Here is a 17,245-nt window from a genome sequence, read left to right as displayed (position 1 = left end):
TTATATTCGCATTCCTGCAAAATATTTATTTTCTGAAATAGACAAGAAAAATAAACTGCGGCAGAAATTAGAGCATGGAAATGTTAAAACCAGAATAAATGCGGGGGAAATCATACAGGTAATTGTTATAAAATTTTAATGTCAAAAAGGATTTAATGAGATAAAGTGATAAAGTTGTAAAAAATATGAAATTTTTAATTGACAATACTTCATTAAGCTCTTAAAATAAATGAGGAAAGAGAAGAATTAGTATTCCATGTTCCCGCAGCCTGTCTGCGGCCGCCCCGGGCCTGATATTGCGGCTGCCTTTTGGGCAGGCACCTATTATCCTGGGAGATTTATACTTTAGGAGGTAAGAAGGATGTCATATGTTGATGAAGTAATCGAATTAGTCGTAAAGAAAAACCCTGCTGAACCTGAATTCCATCAGGCAGTCAAAGAGGTGCTCGAGTCTCTGCGCGTGGTCGTGGAGGCCAACGAGGAGAAGTTCCGCAAGGATGCACTTCTGGAAAGACTGGTTGAGCCTGAGAGACAGCTGAAATTCCGTGTGCCATGGGTGGATGACAGCGGGCAGGTACAGGTTAATACTGGTTTCCGCGTACAGTTCAACAGTGCAATTGGGCCATACAAAGGCGGACTCAGGCTGCATCCCTCTGTGAACTTAGGCATCATTAAGTTCTTAGGGTTCGAGCAGATTTTCAAAAACTCACTGACAGGCCTTCCCATTGGCGGCGGAAAAGGCGGGTCTGATTTTGACCCCAAAGGCAAGTCAGACAGGGAAGTCATGGCATTCTGCCAGAGCTTTATGACAGAGCTGTGTAAATATATTGGGGCGGACACCGATGTCCCGGCTGGAGATATCGGTACAGGAGCCAGGGAGATTGGCTACATGTATGGTCAGTATAAACGTATCCGCGGCCTGTCCGAAGGCGTACTTACAGGAAAGGGATTAAGCTACGGCGGTTCTCTGGCACGTACAGAGGCTACTGGCTATGGACTTCTCTACCTGACACAGGAGATGTTAAAACTGAATGGGATAGAGATTGCCGGAAAGACAGTTCTTGTCTCAGGTTCTGGAAATGTGGCGATCTATGCAACACAAAAGGCACATCAGCTGGGTGCTAAAGTAGTGACAGTCAGTGACTCAAATGGATGGATATACGACCCAGATGGGATAGATGTAGAGGCTTTGAAGGAAATTAAAGAAGTAAGGCGTGCAAGGCTGACAGAATATAAGATGTACCGTCCAAATGCAGAGTACCACGAGGGCAGGGGCGTATGGTCAGTAAAAGCCGATGTGGCACTTCCATGTGCGACACAAAACGAACTTCTTCTCGAGGATGCGAAAGCACTGGTTGCCAATGGATGTATTGCAGTGGCCGAGGGCGCCAATATGCCTACTACATTGGAGGCTACAGAGTATTTACAGGCGAACGGAGTACTGTTTGCGCCGGGCAAGGCGGCGAATGCAGGCGGTGTGGCTACATCGGCCCTGGAAATGTCACAGAACAGCGAGAGGCTGAGCTGGACATTTGAGGAAGTGGACGAGAAGCTCAAAAGAATCATGGAGGATATCTGCCACAACATGGCAGAGGCTGCGGAGCGCTATGATGCCAAAGGCAATTATGTGATTGGCGCCAATATCGCCGGTTTTGAGAAGGTAGTGGATGCTATGACAGCACAGGGGATCGTATAGTAGTAAAGTATAAAGGAAATATAAACGGACAGTCTGAAGCTGGGAGTACAGCCAGGGCAGTCCGTTTTTATGTTCTAGGAAGTTCTCTGCCCTCTATAACATATGCACAGGCTTCGTGTGATGATGCCTACTCGCGCGAAGATGAAGAGTGCCGCAAGGAGCCGCGCTGGCTGCGAGAATGTGTCTTGGCACAGTCTTTTTATGAGTTAGAGAATCTGTCACATTTTATCAGGAAAGACCCCTCAAAATAATTCGGAATCCATAGATATTTGTAGAGATATCTGCTATACTGTGTATCAGAAATAAGATACCCTTTGGCGGCCCATGGGCCGGTCAGCGGGGGATGTCCCTGGCAGAGGCATCTGGATGGAACGTATATTTTTGTCCGGTGTTCTTCGGGGAAAGGATAAACAGAGGATGGCAGAGAGGTGAATTATGAACATTTTTGATATTTTGGGGCCTGTCATGGTAGGGCCTTCCAGCTCCCATACAGCAGGCGCCGCCAGAATTGGCTATATTACCAGGACATTGCTGGGCAGCCGGCCAGTACGTGCAAGTATCGGCCTTCACGGTTCTTTTGCAGCGACTGGCAGAGGACATGGCACTGACAAGGCCATTGTGGCAGGACTTTTGGGGATGAAACCAGATGATGTGCGGATCCCCCACAGTTTTGAGATTGCGGGCAGCCAGGGACTGGATTTTCAGATACAAAACATACAGATAGCCGGTGCGCATCCAAACACAGCCTTTTTAGAAGTGTACAGTGGGGAGGGGAAAAAGATCGAGGTGCAGGCATCTTCACTGGGCGGCGGACGGATTATGGTGAATAAGCTGGACGGGATTGTGGTAAACTGTACAGGGGACTGCCCCACCCTGATTGTCCATAATGAGGACAGGCCGGGGCATGTTGCGGCCGTGACTTCCATGTTGTCAAAAGATAAAATCAATATAGCTACCCTGCATTTATACCGCGGCAAGAAGGGGGGCCGGGCGGTCATGGTGATAGAAATCGACCAGCCTGTGCCTGAGCAGTCACTCCTGTGGCTTAAGTCACAGGAAGGCATCAGCCAGGTAACATATTTGGATGGGGAGGGTATGTGATGTCTTATCAGTCTTTAGAAGAAATAACACAGTTATGTGAGGAAAAGAAGATTCCATTTTGGAGAGCCGTGCTTTTGGATGATATGAATGAAAGGTCTGTCAGTGAAGAGGATTCCTTTTCTGTGATGTCTGGAATGTGGGACGCCATGTTAAGGGCCAGCGGGGAGTATGAAGATAGCCTGACCTCAAACAGCGGCCTTGTAGGAGGCATGGGAGGGCAGATGGAACAATACAGGCAGAAGGGGGATACCCTGTGCGGTGATTTTGTATCTGAAGTGATTGCCCAGGCTCTGCAGATGGGGGAGTCCAACGCCTGCATGAAACGGATTGTAGCGGCTCCTACGGCAGGAGCCTGCGGCGTCATCCCGGCTGTTTTTGTGCCCTTATACCGAGGCGGGAAGGCAGACAGGGAGGACATCATCAGAGGGTTATATGTGACAGCAGGAATCGGGCAGGTGATAGCTGCCAGGGCGTTTATTGCCGGGGCGGCGGGCGGCTGCCAGGCAGAGATTGGCGCAGCTTCCGCCATGGCGGCAGGGGCGCTTGTATTCCTGAAAGGCGGTGGGAACAGCCAGGTTATACATGCGGCAGCTATGGCCCTTAAAAACCTCCTGGGGCTTGTCTGTGACCCGGTTGCCGGACTTGTCGAGGTGCCCTGTGTGAAGCGCAATGTCATAGGCGCCGTGAATGCACTGGCGGCAGCGGATATGGCCCTTGCGGGAATTACAAGCAGAATCCCTCCGGATCAGGTGATTGATGCCATGAAAGAGGTAGGAGAGGCCATGCATGTATCACTGCGGGAGACAGGGGAAGGCGGAGTGGCGAATACCCCTCAGGCAAAACAAATTGTAGAGAGATTGGGAATGTAAGCAAAAAGTGACAGCTTTAAAAATAGAGGGTTTTCCCTTGACAGAATTTGCCCGCTGTATTATAGTAATTTTTAGTAAAAGGGAGTAACTGGCGCTGAAGTTGGGCGTTTGCGATGTCGTCAGTACGATGGGATGCCATCCGTATCGTGATTAAACAGTGAGACTTTTATTGCATTACATAAAGTGCAATAAGAGTCTCCTTTTTATGCCGGCAAAGCAGAGGGGGAGATTGGCAGATGCATGGCTTAAAGGGCATCCTTTAAAACAGGCCCTCCTGGCCATAAGTATTTGCCCTGTTGTGCAAAAGAAATGGAGGATATTAGATGAAGGAATTTTATCAGATTTCTGGTGAGGAAGTTAAAAAGAGAGTCAATGGTACTTTGGAACCGCTGACAGATGAGGAAGTAAAGAAGCACCAGGAGCAGTATGGCCCCAACGAGCTGGTGGAAGGGAAGAAAAAGACTGCAGCACAGATATTTCTGGAACAGTTCAAGGATTTTCTGGTGATTATACTGATCATAGCGGCCATTGTGTCAGGATTTCTGGGAGATGCGGAAAGTGCAGTGGTTATCCTGATCGTAATTACCATTAATGCAATCTTAGGGACCGTGCAGACAGTAAAGGCGGAACAGTCTCTGTCCAGCTTAAAAAAGCTCTCTGGGCCAGGGGCAAAAGTGCTCCGTGGAGGAAATGTTGTTCCAATTCCTTCTGCGGAGGTGACAGTGGGAGATATTGTTATGCTGGATGCAGGGGATTACATACCTGCTGATGGGCGCCTGCTGGAATGTGCCAGTCTCAAGGTGGATGAGAGTGCGCTTACCGGGGAGAGTCTTGGCGTGGATAAAACAATAGATCCTGTCACCGGCGAGGTTCCTCTTGGAGACAGGGTGAATATGGTTTATTCCGGCAGTTTTGTCACATATGGGCGTGGTTCCTTTGTCGTGACGGGTATTGGCATGGAGACAGAGGTTGGAAAGATAGCAAGCCTTCTGAAAACAACCTCTGAAAAGCGCACCCCTCTTCAGATAAATTTGGATCAGTTTGGCCAGAAGCTTTCCATTATCATTCTAGTTTTCTGCGGTATTTTATTTGGGGTCAATGTCCTGCAGGGAGGCAAGATCGGCGATGCTTTCTTATTCGCCGTGGCACTGGCTGTTGCGGCCATACCCGAGGCCCTGAGCTCGATAGTCACAATCGTCCTGTCCTTCGGCACACAGAAGATGGCCAGGGAACATGCAATTATCAGGAAGCTGCAGGCTGTGGAGGGCTTAGGAAGCGTGTCCGTCATTTGTTCAGATAAGACAGGTACCCTGACACAGAACAGAATGACAGTGGAAGATTATTATGTGGATGAAAAGAGAGTCCTGGCTGAGGACGTAGACCTTTCATTGCCGGGACATAGTATGCTGCTGCTCTGCAGTATACTATGTAATGATTCTACAAATGTAGACGGCGTAGAGATAGGGGATCCCACAGAGACTGCCCTGATTAATCTGGGCAGTGAATTGGGGGTGCCTGCCCAGGATGTGCGGAAAAAATATCCGCGGCTTGGAGAAAATCCTTTTGACAGTGACAGAAAACTTATGTCCACTGTGCATACAATTGATGAGAAGCACGTGGTGATTGTGAAAGGGGCCGTGGATGTCCTTCTTAAAAGAATGTCCCTCATCCAGGTACAGGATCAGGTAAGGAAATTTACGGAAGAGGACAGAGAGAAAATAGAAATCCAGAACCAGGCGTTTTCCAGAAATGGCCTTCGGGTACTGGGATTTGCATATAAAGAAATCCCACAGGACCATGAGCTTACATTGGAGGATGAGTGCGACCTTATATTCGTGGGACTGATATCAATGATGGATCCTCCCCGGAGAGAGTCAAAGGCAGCGGTGGAAGAATGCAAGAGGGCAGGAATCCGCCCCATTATGATCACAGGAGACCACAAAGTGACTGCGGCGGCCATTGCCGCCAGGATCGGGATTCTGGAAAAGGAATCAGAAGCCTGTGAGGGCCGTGAGATCGATAAAATGTCTGACGAAGAGTTAAAGGAATTTGTGGAAGGGATATCAGTGTATGCCCGTGTGTCGCCGGAGCATAAAATCCGTATTGTACGTGCATGGCAGGAAAAGGGCAATATTGTTTCCATGACTGGGGACGGAGTCAATGATGCGCCGGCTTTAAAGCAGGCGGACATTGGCGTGGCTATGGGCATTACAGGAAGCGAGGTGTCCAAGGATGCGGCCTCTATGGTCCTTACAGATGATAACTTTGCCACAATTGTCAAAGCTGTTGAAAATGGCAGGAATGTATACCGGAATATTAAAAATTCTATACAGTTTCTCCTGTCAGGTAATTTTGGCGCAATACTGGCTGTCCTCTATGCCTCTATTGCCGGACTGCCTGTTCCCTTTGCCCCGGTACATCTTCTGTTTATCAATCTGCTTACAGACAGCCTTCCGGCCATAGCGCTGGGCCTGGAACCTCACAGTAAATCTGTGATGGAGGAAAAACCAAGGCCCATGCATGAATCTATCCTTACAAAAGACTTCCTCATGAAGATAGGGATCGAGGGGTTTTCAATAGGCGTGACGACAGTGATTGCTTTTCTGGTTGGATATAAGGGACAGAATGCACTGCTTGGCAGTACAATGGCATTTGGCACTCTATGTACTGCCCGCCTTGTCCATGGCTTTAATTGTAAGTCAGATATGCCGGTAGTGTTCAGCAAAACATTTCTTAATAATATATATTTAATTGGGGCGTTTTTGCTGGGACTTCTCCTCATAACGGCAGTTATGGTGATCCCTGGACTGCAGAGCGTCTTTAAGGTACAGACCCTGACGCCGGTGCAGCTGTTGGCCGTATATGGGCTGGCGCTCTTGAATCTGCCTGTCATACAGGGACTGAAGTGGTTAAAACACTTTATCCAGAATAATAAAAATTAATTGACGGGCAGATAATAGAAAGTCCTCCGGATACGATATATTATATCCGGAGGACTTTTTATTCCCGCGGGCAATGAGCCAAGGGGACATGTTTACATGTCCATTTGGCGACTGCCGCGAGGGTCTAATATTCCGACGCTTGCATCGCTGCTAGTTTGATGCCCCGTATGCTTGCATCGGGGTTTTGACTGTAGGTGTAAATATTACTGGTTATTGATTTCCTGGAGGTCAATATCCAGTATACGGCCAAACTCAGGGAACCTGCGTTTTGCATAAGCATAAAATACCACGCCCAATAAGGTCCACAGGCCAATAATCATCCATTCAGGGTAGGACAGGCCGGAGGGCATCCCGGGCATATAAAGAATAAGCATGAAACTGCTCAGTAAAATTGCCATGCCGCCGATAAATCTATGGTTTTTAACTTTATAAGGCCGGGCAAGCCCAGGTTCTTTTTTGCGAAGTACAAGAAAAGAAATAGATACCATCAGATAAGCTGTCACAGCGCCGATCCCCCCGGCATTAGTCAGCCATTCCATCATGGCCCTCCCAAAAAACGGGGCGATACAGGAGATTGCACCGATAAGAAGTATGGCATTGGAAGGGGTCTTGTATTTAGGGTGGATCTTAGTCAAAAAGGCAGGCAGGCATTTGGCCTCTGCTAACGCATAAATGGCCCTGCTGCCTCCCATAAAGAAGGAATTCCAGCTGGATAGAATACCAGCCATGCCGCCGATAATTAAGATATCTGCCATAATCGCCCGACCGCCGTAGGCTTTCTTCATAGCGTCCGCCGTAATCAGGACAGAGGTCTGCATATCCGACTTGGTCATCATCAGAGAAACAGCAAATATAATAAGCGCATACCATGCAATGGCTGACCCAATGGATATCAGGATAATCTTACCAATCTGCTTAAAGGGGACAGCGATTTCTTCTGCGGCCTGTGGTATGACATCAAATCCCACAAACATAAAAGGCGTCATAACTGCCACGGATAACAGTCCCCCAAACCCATTATCAAACAGAGGCTTCGTGTGGGAAACATCTCCACTGACAGCAGAGCCGCCTATGAGGACGACCCCTATGCTGACAATAATAAATGTAAAGACTCCCTGCATATATGCGGCAGGCTTGACCCCTACATAGTTGACAATCGTTATGATGATGGAGCTGACCACGCCGATGGCCACCCACACGGCATAAATATCAAATCCCTCAACAGTATACATATAACCTTTCATAATTCCTGGGGCAATATATTCCAACACAGTGGGAAGGGCACAGGCTTCGAAGGCCACGACCCCCACATATCCTAAAATAATTGCCCAGGTACACAAGAAGGACCAGTTTGGCCCCAGGGCACGGAGGCTGAATATTTGTTCCCCTCCGCACTGCGGCAAGGCGGAAGTCAGTTCTGCATAAGTAAGGCCCACGAACATAATCATAATTCCGCCCAGGACAAACGCAAGCATGGCTCCGGCAGTTCCGGCCTTCAAAATCCATTGGCCTGCCATAACTACCCAACTCCAGCCGATCATGGCGCCAAAGGCGATAGAAAAGACATCCTTCTTTCCGAGGACGCGGTCAAATTTGCTCTTTTGTTTTTTGATGCTGCTCATCATATCACTCCAATCAATATTTTTGTATTCCCCAGACTGTATTGTCTGAAATGCCGACTATGTATACCTGAACCCCCTCGCAATGTACGCCCATACAGGCAGGCGGATGCAAATGTGCCCCATGAGGCGTGCCCCAAAGGACTGCCTTGGCCTATATAGGCAGCAGGACAGGAATGTGCCCAGCTCGTACAGCGAATATAAATTCATTGCTATATCAACTTGCCTGATTGCCCTATTGCTGTGTTGTATTCAATGGCCGCAGCTGCCGCTGCGCTTCATGCAGACATCTTACACTCGGGCAGTCACCCTGTGCCGATATAGTGGAAATTTATGATCCGCTGTACTTGGTATATCTAAAGACATCCCCCAACCTATGCCCCTAGATATACTGAATATTAATTTCAGTATAAGATAACATAATCAAGCCATAATATTTTTTTATTATACACAAAAATTTGATTAGACTCTAGTACTAATTTAAGCCAGGGAAGGAATGCATCTGAAGTCAAAGACCCCGATGCAGGTATACGGGGCATTAAACTGGCAGTGATGCAGGCATCGGAGGGTTAGACCCTCGCGGCAGTCGCCAAATGGACTGTAAACATGTCCGCTTGGCTCGCTGCCCGCGGAAATCAAAGTATGTGTTATAATTTATACCCGAGGGTATCCCCTGCCGGACGTAGACCGCCCATGCCAATGGCCGGTACCTTTCAATGTTAAATGGCCGGCAGGCTTTATGAGATAAATAAAAAAACGCACAGAACTGCGGAGATAGTTCTGTGCGGGCATATGGCACGAGTTTAAGTATATCTTTTAATGGTTTCTTTTAATACATATTTTTTGTCACTGTAACGGCCGGAAATATAACTGTTTGCAAGTTTTTCAAGCTCATCAGGAAGCGGATTTAGGCGGATGTCAGGTCCATATTTGCGGATCAGGGCCTTTTTAAGGAGATAATCGCAGACATGGGGGTTTTTAGGAAGGAGGGGGCCGTGCAGGTAGGTGGCAATGACATTTTTATAGACTACCCCTTCATAGCCTGATTTGCCTGTATTCCCCAGGCCAAAAAAAACTTTTCCGAAGGGGGTGTGGCTGCCAATATATGTCCTGCCACCGTGGTTTTCAAAGCCTACAACAGGTGTGTCAAATAAAGGGCTGTTCAGGACAATATTGCGGATCAGGCGTTTGGGTTCCCATTCTGTTGTGATATCTAAAATAGAGAGTCCCTCAATGGTTTTGCTGTCTGTCCTGTAATATTTGCCGAGAAGCTGATAACCTCCACATACGGCCAGGACAACACCGCCGTCCTCCACATAATCTTTGAAATCCCGGCGGATATTCTGAAGATGCCCGCAGACCAATTCCTGCTCTCTGTCAGAGCCGCCTCCCAAGAGTACAATATCTAATTTATGGAAATCTATGGCATCTCCGGAAAGGAAAGGGATGACCTGGGCCTCTATTCCCCGCCACTCCAGGCGTTTCCTGAAACACTGTATATTTCCCCGGTCCCCATAAAGGTTTAATAAATCCGGGTATAAATGGCCTATTGTCAGTTTTCTGTCCATAGTTATGCATCTCCTTTCTGTGATTCCTGAAGATTTGTCAGCATACGGTTTGTACTGTAAAGGCCGGAATAGTTGACGATTACATACAGATTGCCTGTCCCGCCTGCAAGCAGGCCCGTGACAGAAGCCTGCAAATCTGTAGTGGATTCACAGGGAATATCCTCATATTTAAGGCGGAGCCCCATATCATGGCGGCGGGTGCCAGCCGTAATAATAGATTTACACTGCGCGTCAGCCAGATACTGAAAATCCACATCCCAGAGCCAGGAGACATCTTCCCCATCCTGGTAGGTGTCGTTAATCTGGATGATAATATCTTTTGGCTTTGTATCTTTTAGTACAAGAGAAATCTTCTGCTGGAAACCAATCGGATTCTTAGCAAGGTGGAGCTGGATACAGGCGTTGCCCACAGTAAAAATACTTTCCCGGTTATTGCCATAGTCAAATGCCTCCGCCATAGACTTAAAATGTCCTGTATTCGCCCCCAGCGCGCGAAGGGCCGTATAGGCGGACAATGTATTGTATATATTGTAGGGCGTGCGGGCAGTAGAATGTATGTCCATGCCATCCATGAAAAAAGAATACACTCCATCCTGAAGCTGGATATTCTCGGCCGTATAGTCAGGGTCAGGGCGCCCTAAGCCGCAGGAAGGGCAGTGATAAATGCCGAGCTGGCCGTAGTGGAAGAAATCATACTCCAGTTTTTTGCCGCAGGAACGGCAGAATATACTTTCCCTGATTTCTGAACGGGAAATATCGTCGAAAATCTGTTCGCTGATCCCATAGGTGACAAAAGGATTTCCACTCTCCAGAGCCAGTGTATAGGAAAGTACATCGTCACAGTTTATGGCCAGTACTGTATCAGGGACACTGGATATGGCGGTTTTTAGCTTATTGAAGGTAATATCTACTTCACCGAAGCGGTCCAGCTGATCTCTGGAAATATTTGTGAGAAGTGCGCAGTCCGGCTTAAGTCTGGGCAGCACGCCCACAGATGCAATCTCGTCCACCTCAATGCAGGCATAATCAGCGTCCAGGCGGCAGCGGCTGTCTGTGGCCAGCACAAAGGCAGAAATAATTCCGTTAAGCATATTGGCGCCTGTGCGGTTGATGATTACTTTTTCCCCCTCTGCTTTCAGGGCATGATATATAATACTGTTTGTTGTAGTTTTCCCATTGGTGCCCATAGTGACGACAGTCTTTTTACGTACCATGCCGGACATGGTAGAAAGAATCCTGGGATCTATCAGGCGGGCCACATATCCCGGGAAAGTAACCCCGCTCCCTCTGTTTAGTTTTTTGATCAGTGTGCTTGTGAGTTTGGCACACTTTATGGCAAGTATACTTCTAAGTCTCATAATTTTACTTCAACTCTTATCCTTTTCTATATAATTTATGTAGGACTGTAATGGGCGGCCTGATCTGCTCTAAGGCTGCGCCGCATAATTTAGGAGCTTCTTAAGGCTGTTGTGGAACTGCCTATTCTGTGCGTGGAGCTTTAACCGTTCGGTTCCTGTTTTATTCTGCTCAATGTAAGCATCGTATTTAGAGAATAATACGTGATAGTCCATGTTCTGCTTCTGCCCCCAGCGGACTAGTACCCAGTTCATGGCATCTGGCTGCCAGTAATCCATAGGGATATCGGCTATTTTAAGTGTGGTGATACACTGCACGGCGTTCATGGCAAGGGCGGCCAGCTGTTCAGTAATTTCTGCTTCATAACGGCTGCGCCTTCCCAGTTTTTTTAAAAGCCTGGCGGGAAGTCCTTCTTTTTTGGTATTCAGATCCATCAGGCTGGCGCCCTCTGCCACAAGTTCATACAGCCGGTAGGCAGCATTCCAGTAAGTTGCAAAGGAAATCTTAGGTTCCTCCCCAGGCTGAGGGTTTTCCACAGTATAAGTGCGGAATATCCGTTCAGTGCCGCCGGACAGCTGGAGGTCATACTGCTTTCTTTTGTCAGGGACGGAAAGAATGCGGTAAGCTTCTAAAATTTCCTGCATATATGATGTAGTATCTATATTACTGCCCATATTGGCATCAGGATGGTATACTTTTGCCAGGGCATTCTTTGCAGCTGTTATTTCTTCAAGAGTTGCTTCTCTGGACACACCGAGAATTTCATAATATGTACGGGTTTCCATTGCCTCCTCCTTATCTTAATTATTCATAATTCCCACGTTTATATTACGATATATAGTTGGAAAAATCAAGAAAAGATACTGCCGGACATATACAGGTGCAATGAATATCTCCGGCAGGCCGTTTGATATTGTTTTATGGCTGTGTATGGAAAGTCAGCATATCAGCCCTGGAACAGGCTTTCTACATAATTTCTCATTTCTTCCCGGCTGTGTTTTTGGCTGGCCTTCTCAATAATCTCCTGTTGTTCAGGGCGGGAGAGCTTTGAGAAATAATTCAGTGCATCGGAATGCTGGGCAAGGGCCATTGTAAAGCCTATGGGAAGTTCTTCATTATATATCATAATTGTATTCTCCTTTCAGGAAATCTTGCGGCCGCAGCCGGCCTGTCAGCAAACTGCGGCCCTCATAAGGTTAGTATGTACGGGTTTCTCAAGTTCATACTGATTATTATAAAGTGGCTGGAGTTTGTCCAGCCATGATGAAATTTAGGTTATTAGCCAGAGACCCGATGCAGGCAACAGGGTATTAGTTCCTGGAGGCAGCCGCCAACTAACTGGACATGTAAGCATGTCCGCTTGGCCCGCTGCCTGCGGGAATAAAAAATAATAAAATTTTATCCCAAAATAGAAAAAGAATGACTGAAAATCAGGGAAATGCTATAATGTTTTTAAAGGGGGGGACCTAGATGATTCTAAGTGTGAGCAGAAGGACAGATATACCATGCTGTTATACAGAATGGTTTTTTAACCGGCTGGAAGAGAAAAGGGTATATGTGCGCAACCCTTTTAATATAAGGCAGATTCATGAAATTGAGATTACTCCAAAAACAGTAGATGCAATTGTATTCTGGACTAAGAATCCAGAACCTATGTTGGGAAGGCTGGGACTTTTGCGTGAATTTATGTATTATTTTCAATTCACATTGACAGGTTACAAGGAAGATGTAGAGCCAGCCCTGGCAGATAAAAAATACCTTGCCACAGTATTTTCCAAACTGGCTGAAAGGATTGGGAGCGAGAGGGTAATCTGGAGATATGACCCTATCTTTTTTAATTCCAGATACACACAGGCATACCATATCCAGGCATTTACAAGACTGGCAGAGATGCTGGAGGGCAGCACCCGCAGGGCCATGATCAGTTTTATGGATCCATACAGGCGGACAAAGGCAAACGCAGGCCTGCTGAATGCAGAGAGGCTTACAAATCCCAGTCTTATAGAATTTGCCGGGCAGTTGGCGGATATTGGGGCCGCACATGACATAGAGATATGTACCTGTGCAGAGGAAATAGATTTGGCGTCAGCAGGAATCCAACATGGCTGCTGCATTGACAAAAAGTTAATCGAAGAGCTGACTGGCAGCCAGCTCAATGTGAAAAAGGATACATCCCAGCGGGCGTACTGCGGCTGCGCAGAAAGTATAGATATTGGCGCCTATAATACATGCAGGAACGGGTGTCTGTATTGCTATGCCAATTATAGTGACAGTCTGCTGGCAAGGTCCCGGGTCGCCTTTGATGTGGGCGCGCCGATTTTGTGCAGCCAGTTAAGTAGTGGAGATAAGGTTGTGAAAAAGAAAATGAAATCTCTCAAAGACCCTCAAATGCGTCTTTGTCTGTAAAGGGAATGGCGCTGCAACTTTAGAAAATGAAAGAGAAAATATAAAAGCCGGCATAGAGGAGAAATATATATGCAATATACAGTACCACAATATTACAGCAAATTTCAGTGCCTGGCAGGAAGCTGCCCGGATACATGCTGTGCAGGGTGGCAGATTGGGATTGATAAACACTCATTAAGGCGTTATAGGAAAGTAGGGGGAACCCTCAGGAACAGGCTTTATAACGAAATAGATAAGGGGAATCAGGTATTTCGTCAGTATGAAGGACGCTGTGCTTTTTTAAATGAAGAGAACTTGTGCGATCTTTACCTCGAAGGGGGGAAAAGTTTATTTTGCCGCACCTGCAGGATGTACCCCAGGCATATTGAAGCATTCGAGGGACTGCGGGAGGTGACGCTTTCCTTATCCTGCCCTGGGGCAGCGGAATTGATTTTAAGGGAAAAGGAATGTGTTAAGTTTGTGACAAAGAATATCCCCAGGGAGGAGAAAGGGGAATATGAGAATTTTGATTTCTTGCTTTTCACGAAACTGATGGATACAAGGGATGTTATGTACCAGATTTTGCAGGAAAGGGATACTCCTTTTAAGGTCAGGATGGCCATGGTACTGGCCCTGGGCCATGACTTACAGCAGAGAATGAATAGAAATGCCCTGTTTGGGGCAGACAGTCTTCTAAAGCGGTATCAGGGGAGAAAAGCAAGGAAATGGTTCGCCGGGCAAATGGCAGGTTATGAAGGGCAGAACCCGCAAGTTTATAAGAAGATTATGGAAAATGCCTTTTCTATACTGGACTGCCTGGAAGTGCTGAGAAAGGACTGGCGCAGATATTTGAGGCAGAAAAGGGATGTCCTCTCCAGGCATAAGTGGGGCAAAGAGGCAGCCATACAGGGAATACTGCCAAAATTCTATATACAGAGCGGCAATAGGGATAAGGCTGGGTATGAGATCCAGTTTGAAGTCATGTGGGAGCAGCTTATGGTTTACTTTTTGTCTGTTTATTTCTGCGGCGCGGTCTATGATGGAGATGCGTGGGGAAAAGTAAAATTTTCATTTTTTAATACTATATTTATAAGAGAAATGGCCGACGCTCTGTGGATTCAGAATGGAGGGGATATTTCTGCTGTGGAGATCCAAGAGGCTGCATGCAGGTATTCCAGGGAAGTAGAACATTCTGATTTTAACCGGAGAAAGATGGAAGAATTGCTGGGAAATGAAAAATTATTTGGGATAGAGGCATTGCTGAAAATGATCTGAGGATAGAGCCGCAGTACAGCATTTCAAAATAATCATTTCAAAAAGTCATACAGCAGGAGGTGTGGAAGATGAAGGCAGTTGTTTATGAGGGGAGAGGGAAAATAGCACTAAAGGAGCGCCCGATGCCGGAGATTTTAAAGGATACCGATGCAGTGATACGGGTGACTCTGGCTACAATATGTTCCAGTGACCTACATATAATCCACGGGGCGGTACCAAGGGCAGAGGAAAATATTATATTGGGGCATGAGTTTGTGGGTATTGTGGAACAGACGGGGCCTGAGGTAAAGAAGGTGAAACCAGGGGACCGTGTGGCGGTGAACGTGGAATCTTTCTGTGGGAACTGTTATTTCTGTAAAAAAGGTTATGTAAACAACTGTACAGATCAAGATGGGGGATGGTCCTTAGGGTGCAGGATTGACGGCGGGCAGGCCGAATTTGCCAGGATCCCCTTTGCTGATAATGGGCTGACAAGGATTCCTGACAGTGTCAGTGATGAGGCTGCGCTTTTCACAGGGGATTTATTGTCTACTGGATATTGGGCAGCCAAAATGTCGGATGTTGGGCCAGAAGATACGGTAGCCGTATTAGGAGCCGGGCCTGCAGGCATGGCAGCCATGATGTGTGTAGGGCTGTATCATCCAAAGAAGATTATAGGTATTGATATTGACGAGAGGCGGCTGGAACTGATACAAAAAAATGGACTGGCCGATCTGGCTCTGAATCCATGCAGGGATGATGTGGACAGAGCCGTCAGGGAAATGACTGGACAGAGAGGAGCGGATTTTGTGCTGGAGGCCGCCGGAACTAGCGATACTTTTGAGATGGCATGGAGGATTGCGCGCCCTAATGCTGTTGTCGGGATCGTGGCTATGTATGAGGAACCTCAGATATTGCCCCTGCCGGATATGTATGGAAAGAACCTGACCTTTAAAACTGGAGGCGTGGATGCAGCAGATTGCGGAAAGATTCTGGAGTTAATTGCACAGGGAAGGCTGGATGCAGGATGCATGATTACTCATAGGACATCCCTGGAGCACATTCTTGAGGCATACACTATTTTTGAAGGCAGGGAGGATGGTGTGGTAAAGTATGCAGTGAAGATTCCGTAAGTTTTGGGTTCTATTTATATACTCCTTCTACTATATTGTTAATAGACAATGTGGCAGAGGGAGTTTTTTATGAAAAAATTTCTGGCAGTATTTTTAAGTGCATTGCTGTGTGTGCAAAACGTGTATGCAATGCCGGCGAAAGAGTATATTGTCTATGAAGATACGGAGGAGGCCGCACAGGGTGAGAATGCTGAGACGGCCGGTGAGGAGGGGGCCCCTGCCCAAAATGCAGGCCCAGAGGTCAGCGCCCCGTCCGCTATATTGATGGAAGCATCTACCGGGGAAGTTATCTATGAAAAAGATGCGGATACACCCCGCCCACCGGCCAGTGTCACAAAGGTGATGACCATGCTGCTTATATTTGACGCATTGGCGGAAGGGAAAATAAAGGCGGAAGATGAGGTGACTACATCAGAATATGCTGCCTCCATGGGCGGTTCCCAGGTATTCTTAGAGCCGGGGGAAACCCAGAGCGTGGATACAATGCTAAAATGCATTTCCGTGGCCAGCGCCAACGACGCCTGTGTGGCCATGGCAGAATACATATCTGGAAGTGAGGAAGAATTTGTCAGGCAGATGAATGAGAGGGCAAAGGGACTGGGGATGGAGAACACAAACTTTGTCAATTGCAATGGACTGGACGTGGACGGACATGTGACCACTGCCAGAGATATTGCCCTGATGTCAAGGGAGCTGATTACGAAATACCCACAGATACACGATTATTGTATGATATGGATGGAGAATATTACGCATACAACCAAAAAAGGTACTACAGAATTTGGACTTACAAACACAAACAAGCTCGTCCGCCAATATGAATACGCAACAGGTTTGAAGACTGGGTCTACGGGTTTGGCTAAATTCTGCGTGTCTGCAACAGCGAAAAAGAACGATATTGAAATGATTTCTGTTATCATGGCCGCAGAAGATTCAAAAGCACGGTTTAGGGATGCCACGGCACTGCTCAACTATGGTTTCGGAAAATGCCAGCTTTACAAAGACGAAAACCCTGAAGCGCTGAGCAACATAAAAATAAAAGGCGGTGTGGAGGAAAGCGTGCCATGCGAATACAATAAAACCTTCAGTTACTTAAATACTACAGGAGAAGACCTTTCCGGCATCACCAAAAAACTTAAATTAAAGAAAGACATGGACGCACCTGTTAAAAAAGGCGATATTGCAGGAAGCCTGACATATGAATTAGATGGGAAAGAAATAGGGAAAATTGATGTAGTTATTACCAAAGATGTGGAGAAAGCAGGATTTTTAGACTATTTGAAGAAGGTGGTAGGTTATTTTAGGACGTAACCTTTTTTCAA

Annotated in this window: 13 protein-coding genes; 8 read left to right on the top strand and 5 right to left on the bottom strand. The window is 47.0% G+C overall.

Annotation, left to right across the window (positions count from 1 at the left end; genetic code table 11):
* The first annotated feature begins 361 nt into the window (after positions 1-361).
* The 4 genes from gdhA (at position 362) to EFA47_RS08630 (ending at position 6,608) form a co-directional block, all read left to right on the top strand.
* Positions 362-1,696 (top strand): NADP-specific glutamate dehydrogenase, encoded by a 1,335-nt coding sequence (gene gdhA / locus EFA47_RS08645; protein ID WP_122642910.1) that lies wholly within the window; start codon positions 362-364, stop codon positions 1,694-1,696.
* Between the two features lie 435 nt (positions 1,697-2,131).
* On the top strand, positions 2,132-2,797 hold the full coding sequence (sdaAB, locus tag EFA47_RS08640) for an L-serine ammonia-lyase, iron-sulfur-dependent subunit beta (RefSeq protein WP_122642909.1): 666 nt from the start codon (positions 2,132-2,134) through the stop codon (positions 2,795-2,797).
* Positions 2,797-3,666: an L-serine ammonia-lyase, iron-sulfur-dependent, subunit alpha gene (sdaAA, locus tag EFA47_RS08635; RefSeq protein ID WP_122642908.1), complete on the top strand. Its 870-nt coding sequence runs from the start codon at positions 2,797-2,799 to the stop codon at positions 3,664-3,666. The genes sdaAB and sdaAA overlap by 1 nt, the downstream gene beginning before the upstream one ends.
* Positions 3,667-3,989: 323 nt before the next feature.
* The gene (locus EFA47_RS08630; RefSeq protein ID WP_122642907.1) at positions 3,990-6,608 is read left to right on the top strand and encodes a cation-translocating P-type ATPase; all 2,619 of its coding nucleotides are present in this window, start codon (positions 3,990-3,992) and stop codon (positions 6,606-6,608) included.
* 203 nt (positions 6,609-6,811) lie between these two features.
* Here EFA47_RS08630 and EFA47_RS08625 read toward each other — a convergent pair whose 3' ends face one another.
* From EFA47_RS08625 to EFA47_RS08605, 5 genes are all read right to left on the bottom strand, one after another.
* Entirely contained in the window at positions 6,812-8,230 is a 1,419-nt protein-coding gene (locus EFA47_RS08625) for an APC family permease (protein ID WP_235853239.1), read from the bottom strand.
* Between the two features lie 800 nt (positions 8,231-9,030).
* Positions 9,031-9,795 (bottom strand): type 1 glutamine amidotransferase, encoded by a 765-nt coding sequence (locus EFA47_RS08620; RefSeq protein ID WP_122642905.1) that lies wholly within the window; start codon positions 9,793-9,795, stop codon positions 9,031-9,033.
* Between the two features lie 2 nt (positions 9,796-9,797).
* Positions 9,798-11,153 carry a Mur ligase family protein gene (locus EFA47_RS08615; RefSeq protein ID WP_122642904.1) on the bottom strand — a complete coding sequence of 452 codons (1,356 nt, stop codon included), beginning with the start codon at positions 11,151-11,153 and terminating at the stop codon, positions 9,798-9,800.
* A gap of 69 nt (positions 11,154-11,222) precedes the next feature.
* Positions 11,223-11,936, bottom strand: coding sequence for a J domain-containing protein (locus EFA47_RS08610; protein WP_122642903.1), 714 nt, complete (start codon positions 11,934-11,936; stop codon positions 11,223-11,225).
* 161 nt (positions 11,937-12,097) lie between these two features.
* The gene (locus EFA47_RS08605; RefSeq protein WP_122642902.1) at positions 12,098-12,277 is read right to left on the bottom strand and encodes a hypothetical protein; all 180 of its coding nucleotides are present in this window, start codon (positions 12,275-12,277) and stop codon (positions 12,098-12,100) included.
* Between the two features lie 344 nt (positions 12,278-12,621).
* On the opposite strand from EFA47_RS08605, the gene EFA47_RS08600 reads away from it, so the two are divergent.
* From EFA47_RS08600 to EFA47_RS08585, 4 genes are all read left to right on the top strand, one after another.
* The gene (locus EFA47_RS08600; protein WP_122642901.1) at positions 12,622-13,557 is read left to right on the top strand and encodes a DUF1848 domain-containing protein; all 936 of its coding nucleotides are present in this window, start codon (positions 12,622-12,624) and stop codon (positions 13,555-13,557) included.
* A gap of 69 nt (positions 13,558-13,626) precedes the next feature.
* Positions 13,627-14,811 carry a flagellin lysine-N-methylase gene (gene fliB / locus EFA47_RS08595; RefSeq protein ID WP_122642900.1) on the top strand — a complete coding sequence of 395 codons (1,185 nt, stop codon included), beginning with the start codon at positions 13,627-13,629 and terminating at the stop codon, positions 14,809-14,811.
* 68 nt (positions 14,812-14,879) lie between these two features.
* Positions 14,880-15,923: an alcohol dehydrogenase gene (locus tag EFA47_RS08590; RefSeq protein WP_122642899.1), complete on the top strand. Its 1,044-nt coding sequence runs from the start codon at positions 14,880-14,882 to the stop codon at positions 15,921-15,923.
* 69 nt (positions 15,924-15,992) lie between these two features.
* Positions 15,993-17,234: a D-alanyl-D-alanine carboxypeptidase family protein gene (locus tag EFA47_RS08585; RefSeq protein ID WP_122642898.1), complete on the top strand. Its 1,242-nt coding sequence runs from the start codon at positions 15,993-15,995 to the stop codon at positions 17,232-17,234.
* The last annotated feature ends 11 nt before the right edge of the window (positions 17,235-17,245 follow it).

Origin of the sequence: Luxibacter massiliensis (assembly GCF_900604355.1) — a bacterium.
Taxonomy (GTDB): Bacteria; Bacillota; Clostridia; order Lachnospirales; family Lachnospiraceae; genus Luxibacter; species Luxibacter massiliensis.
The sequence above is the reverse complement of the archived record's forward strand: the minus strand, read 5'-3'. Positions and strand labels throughout refer to the sequence as shown.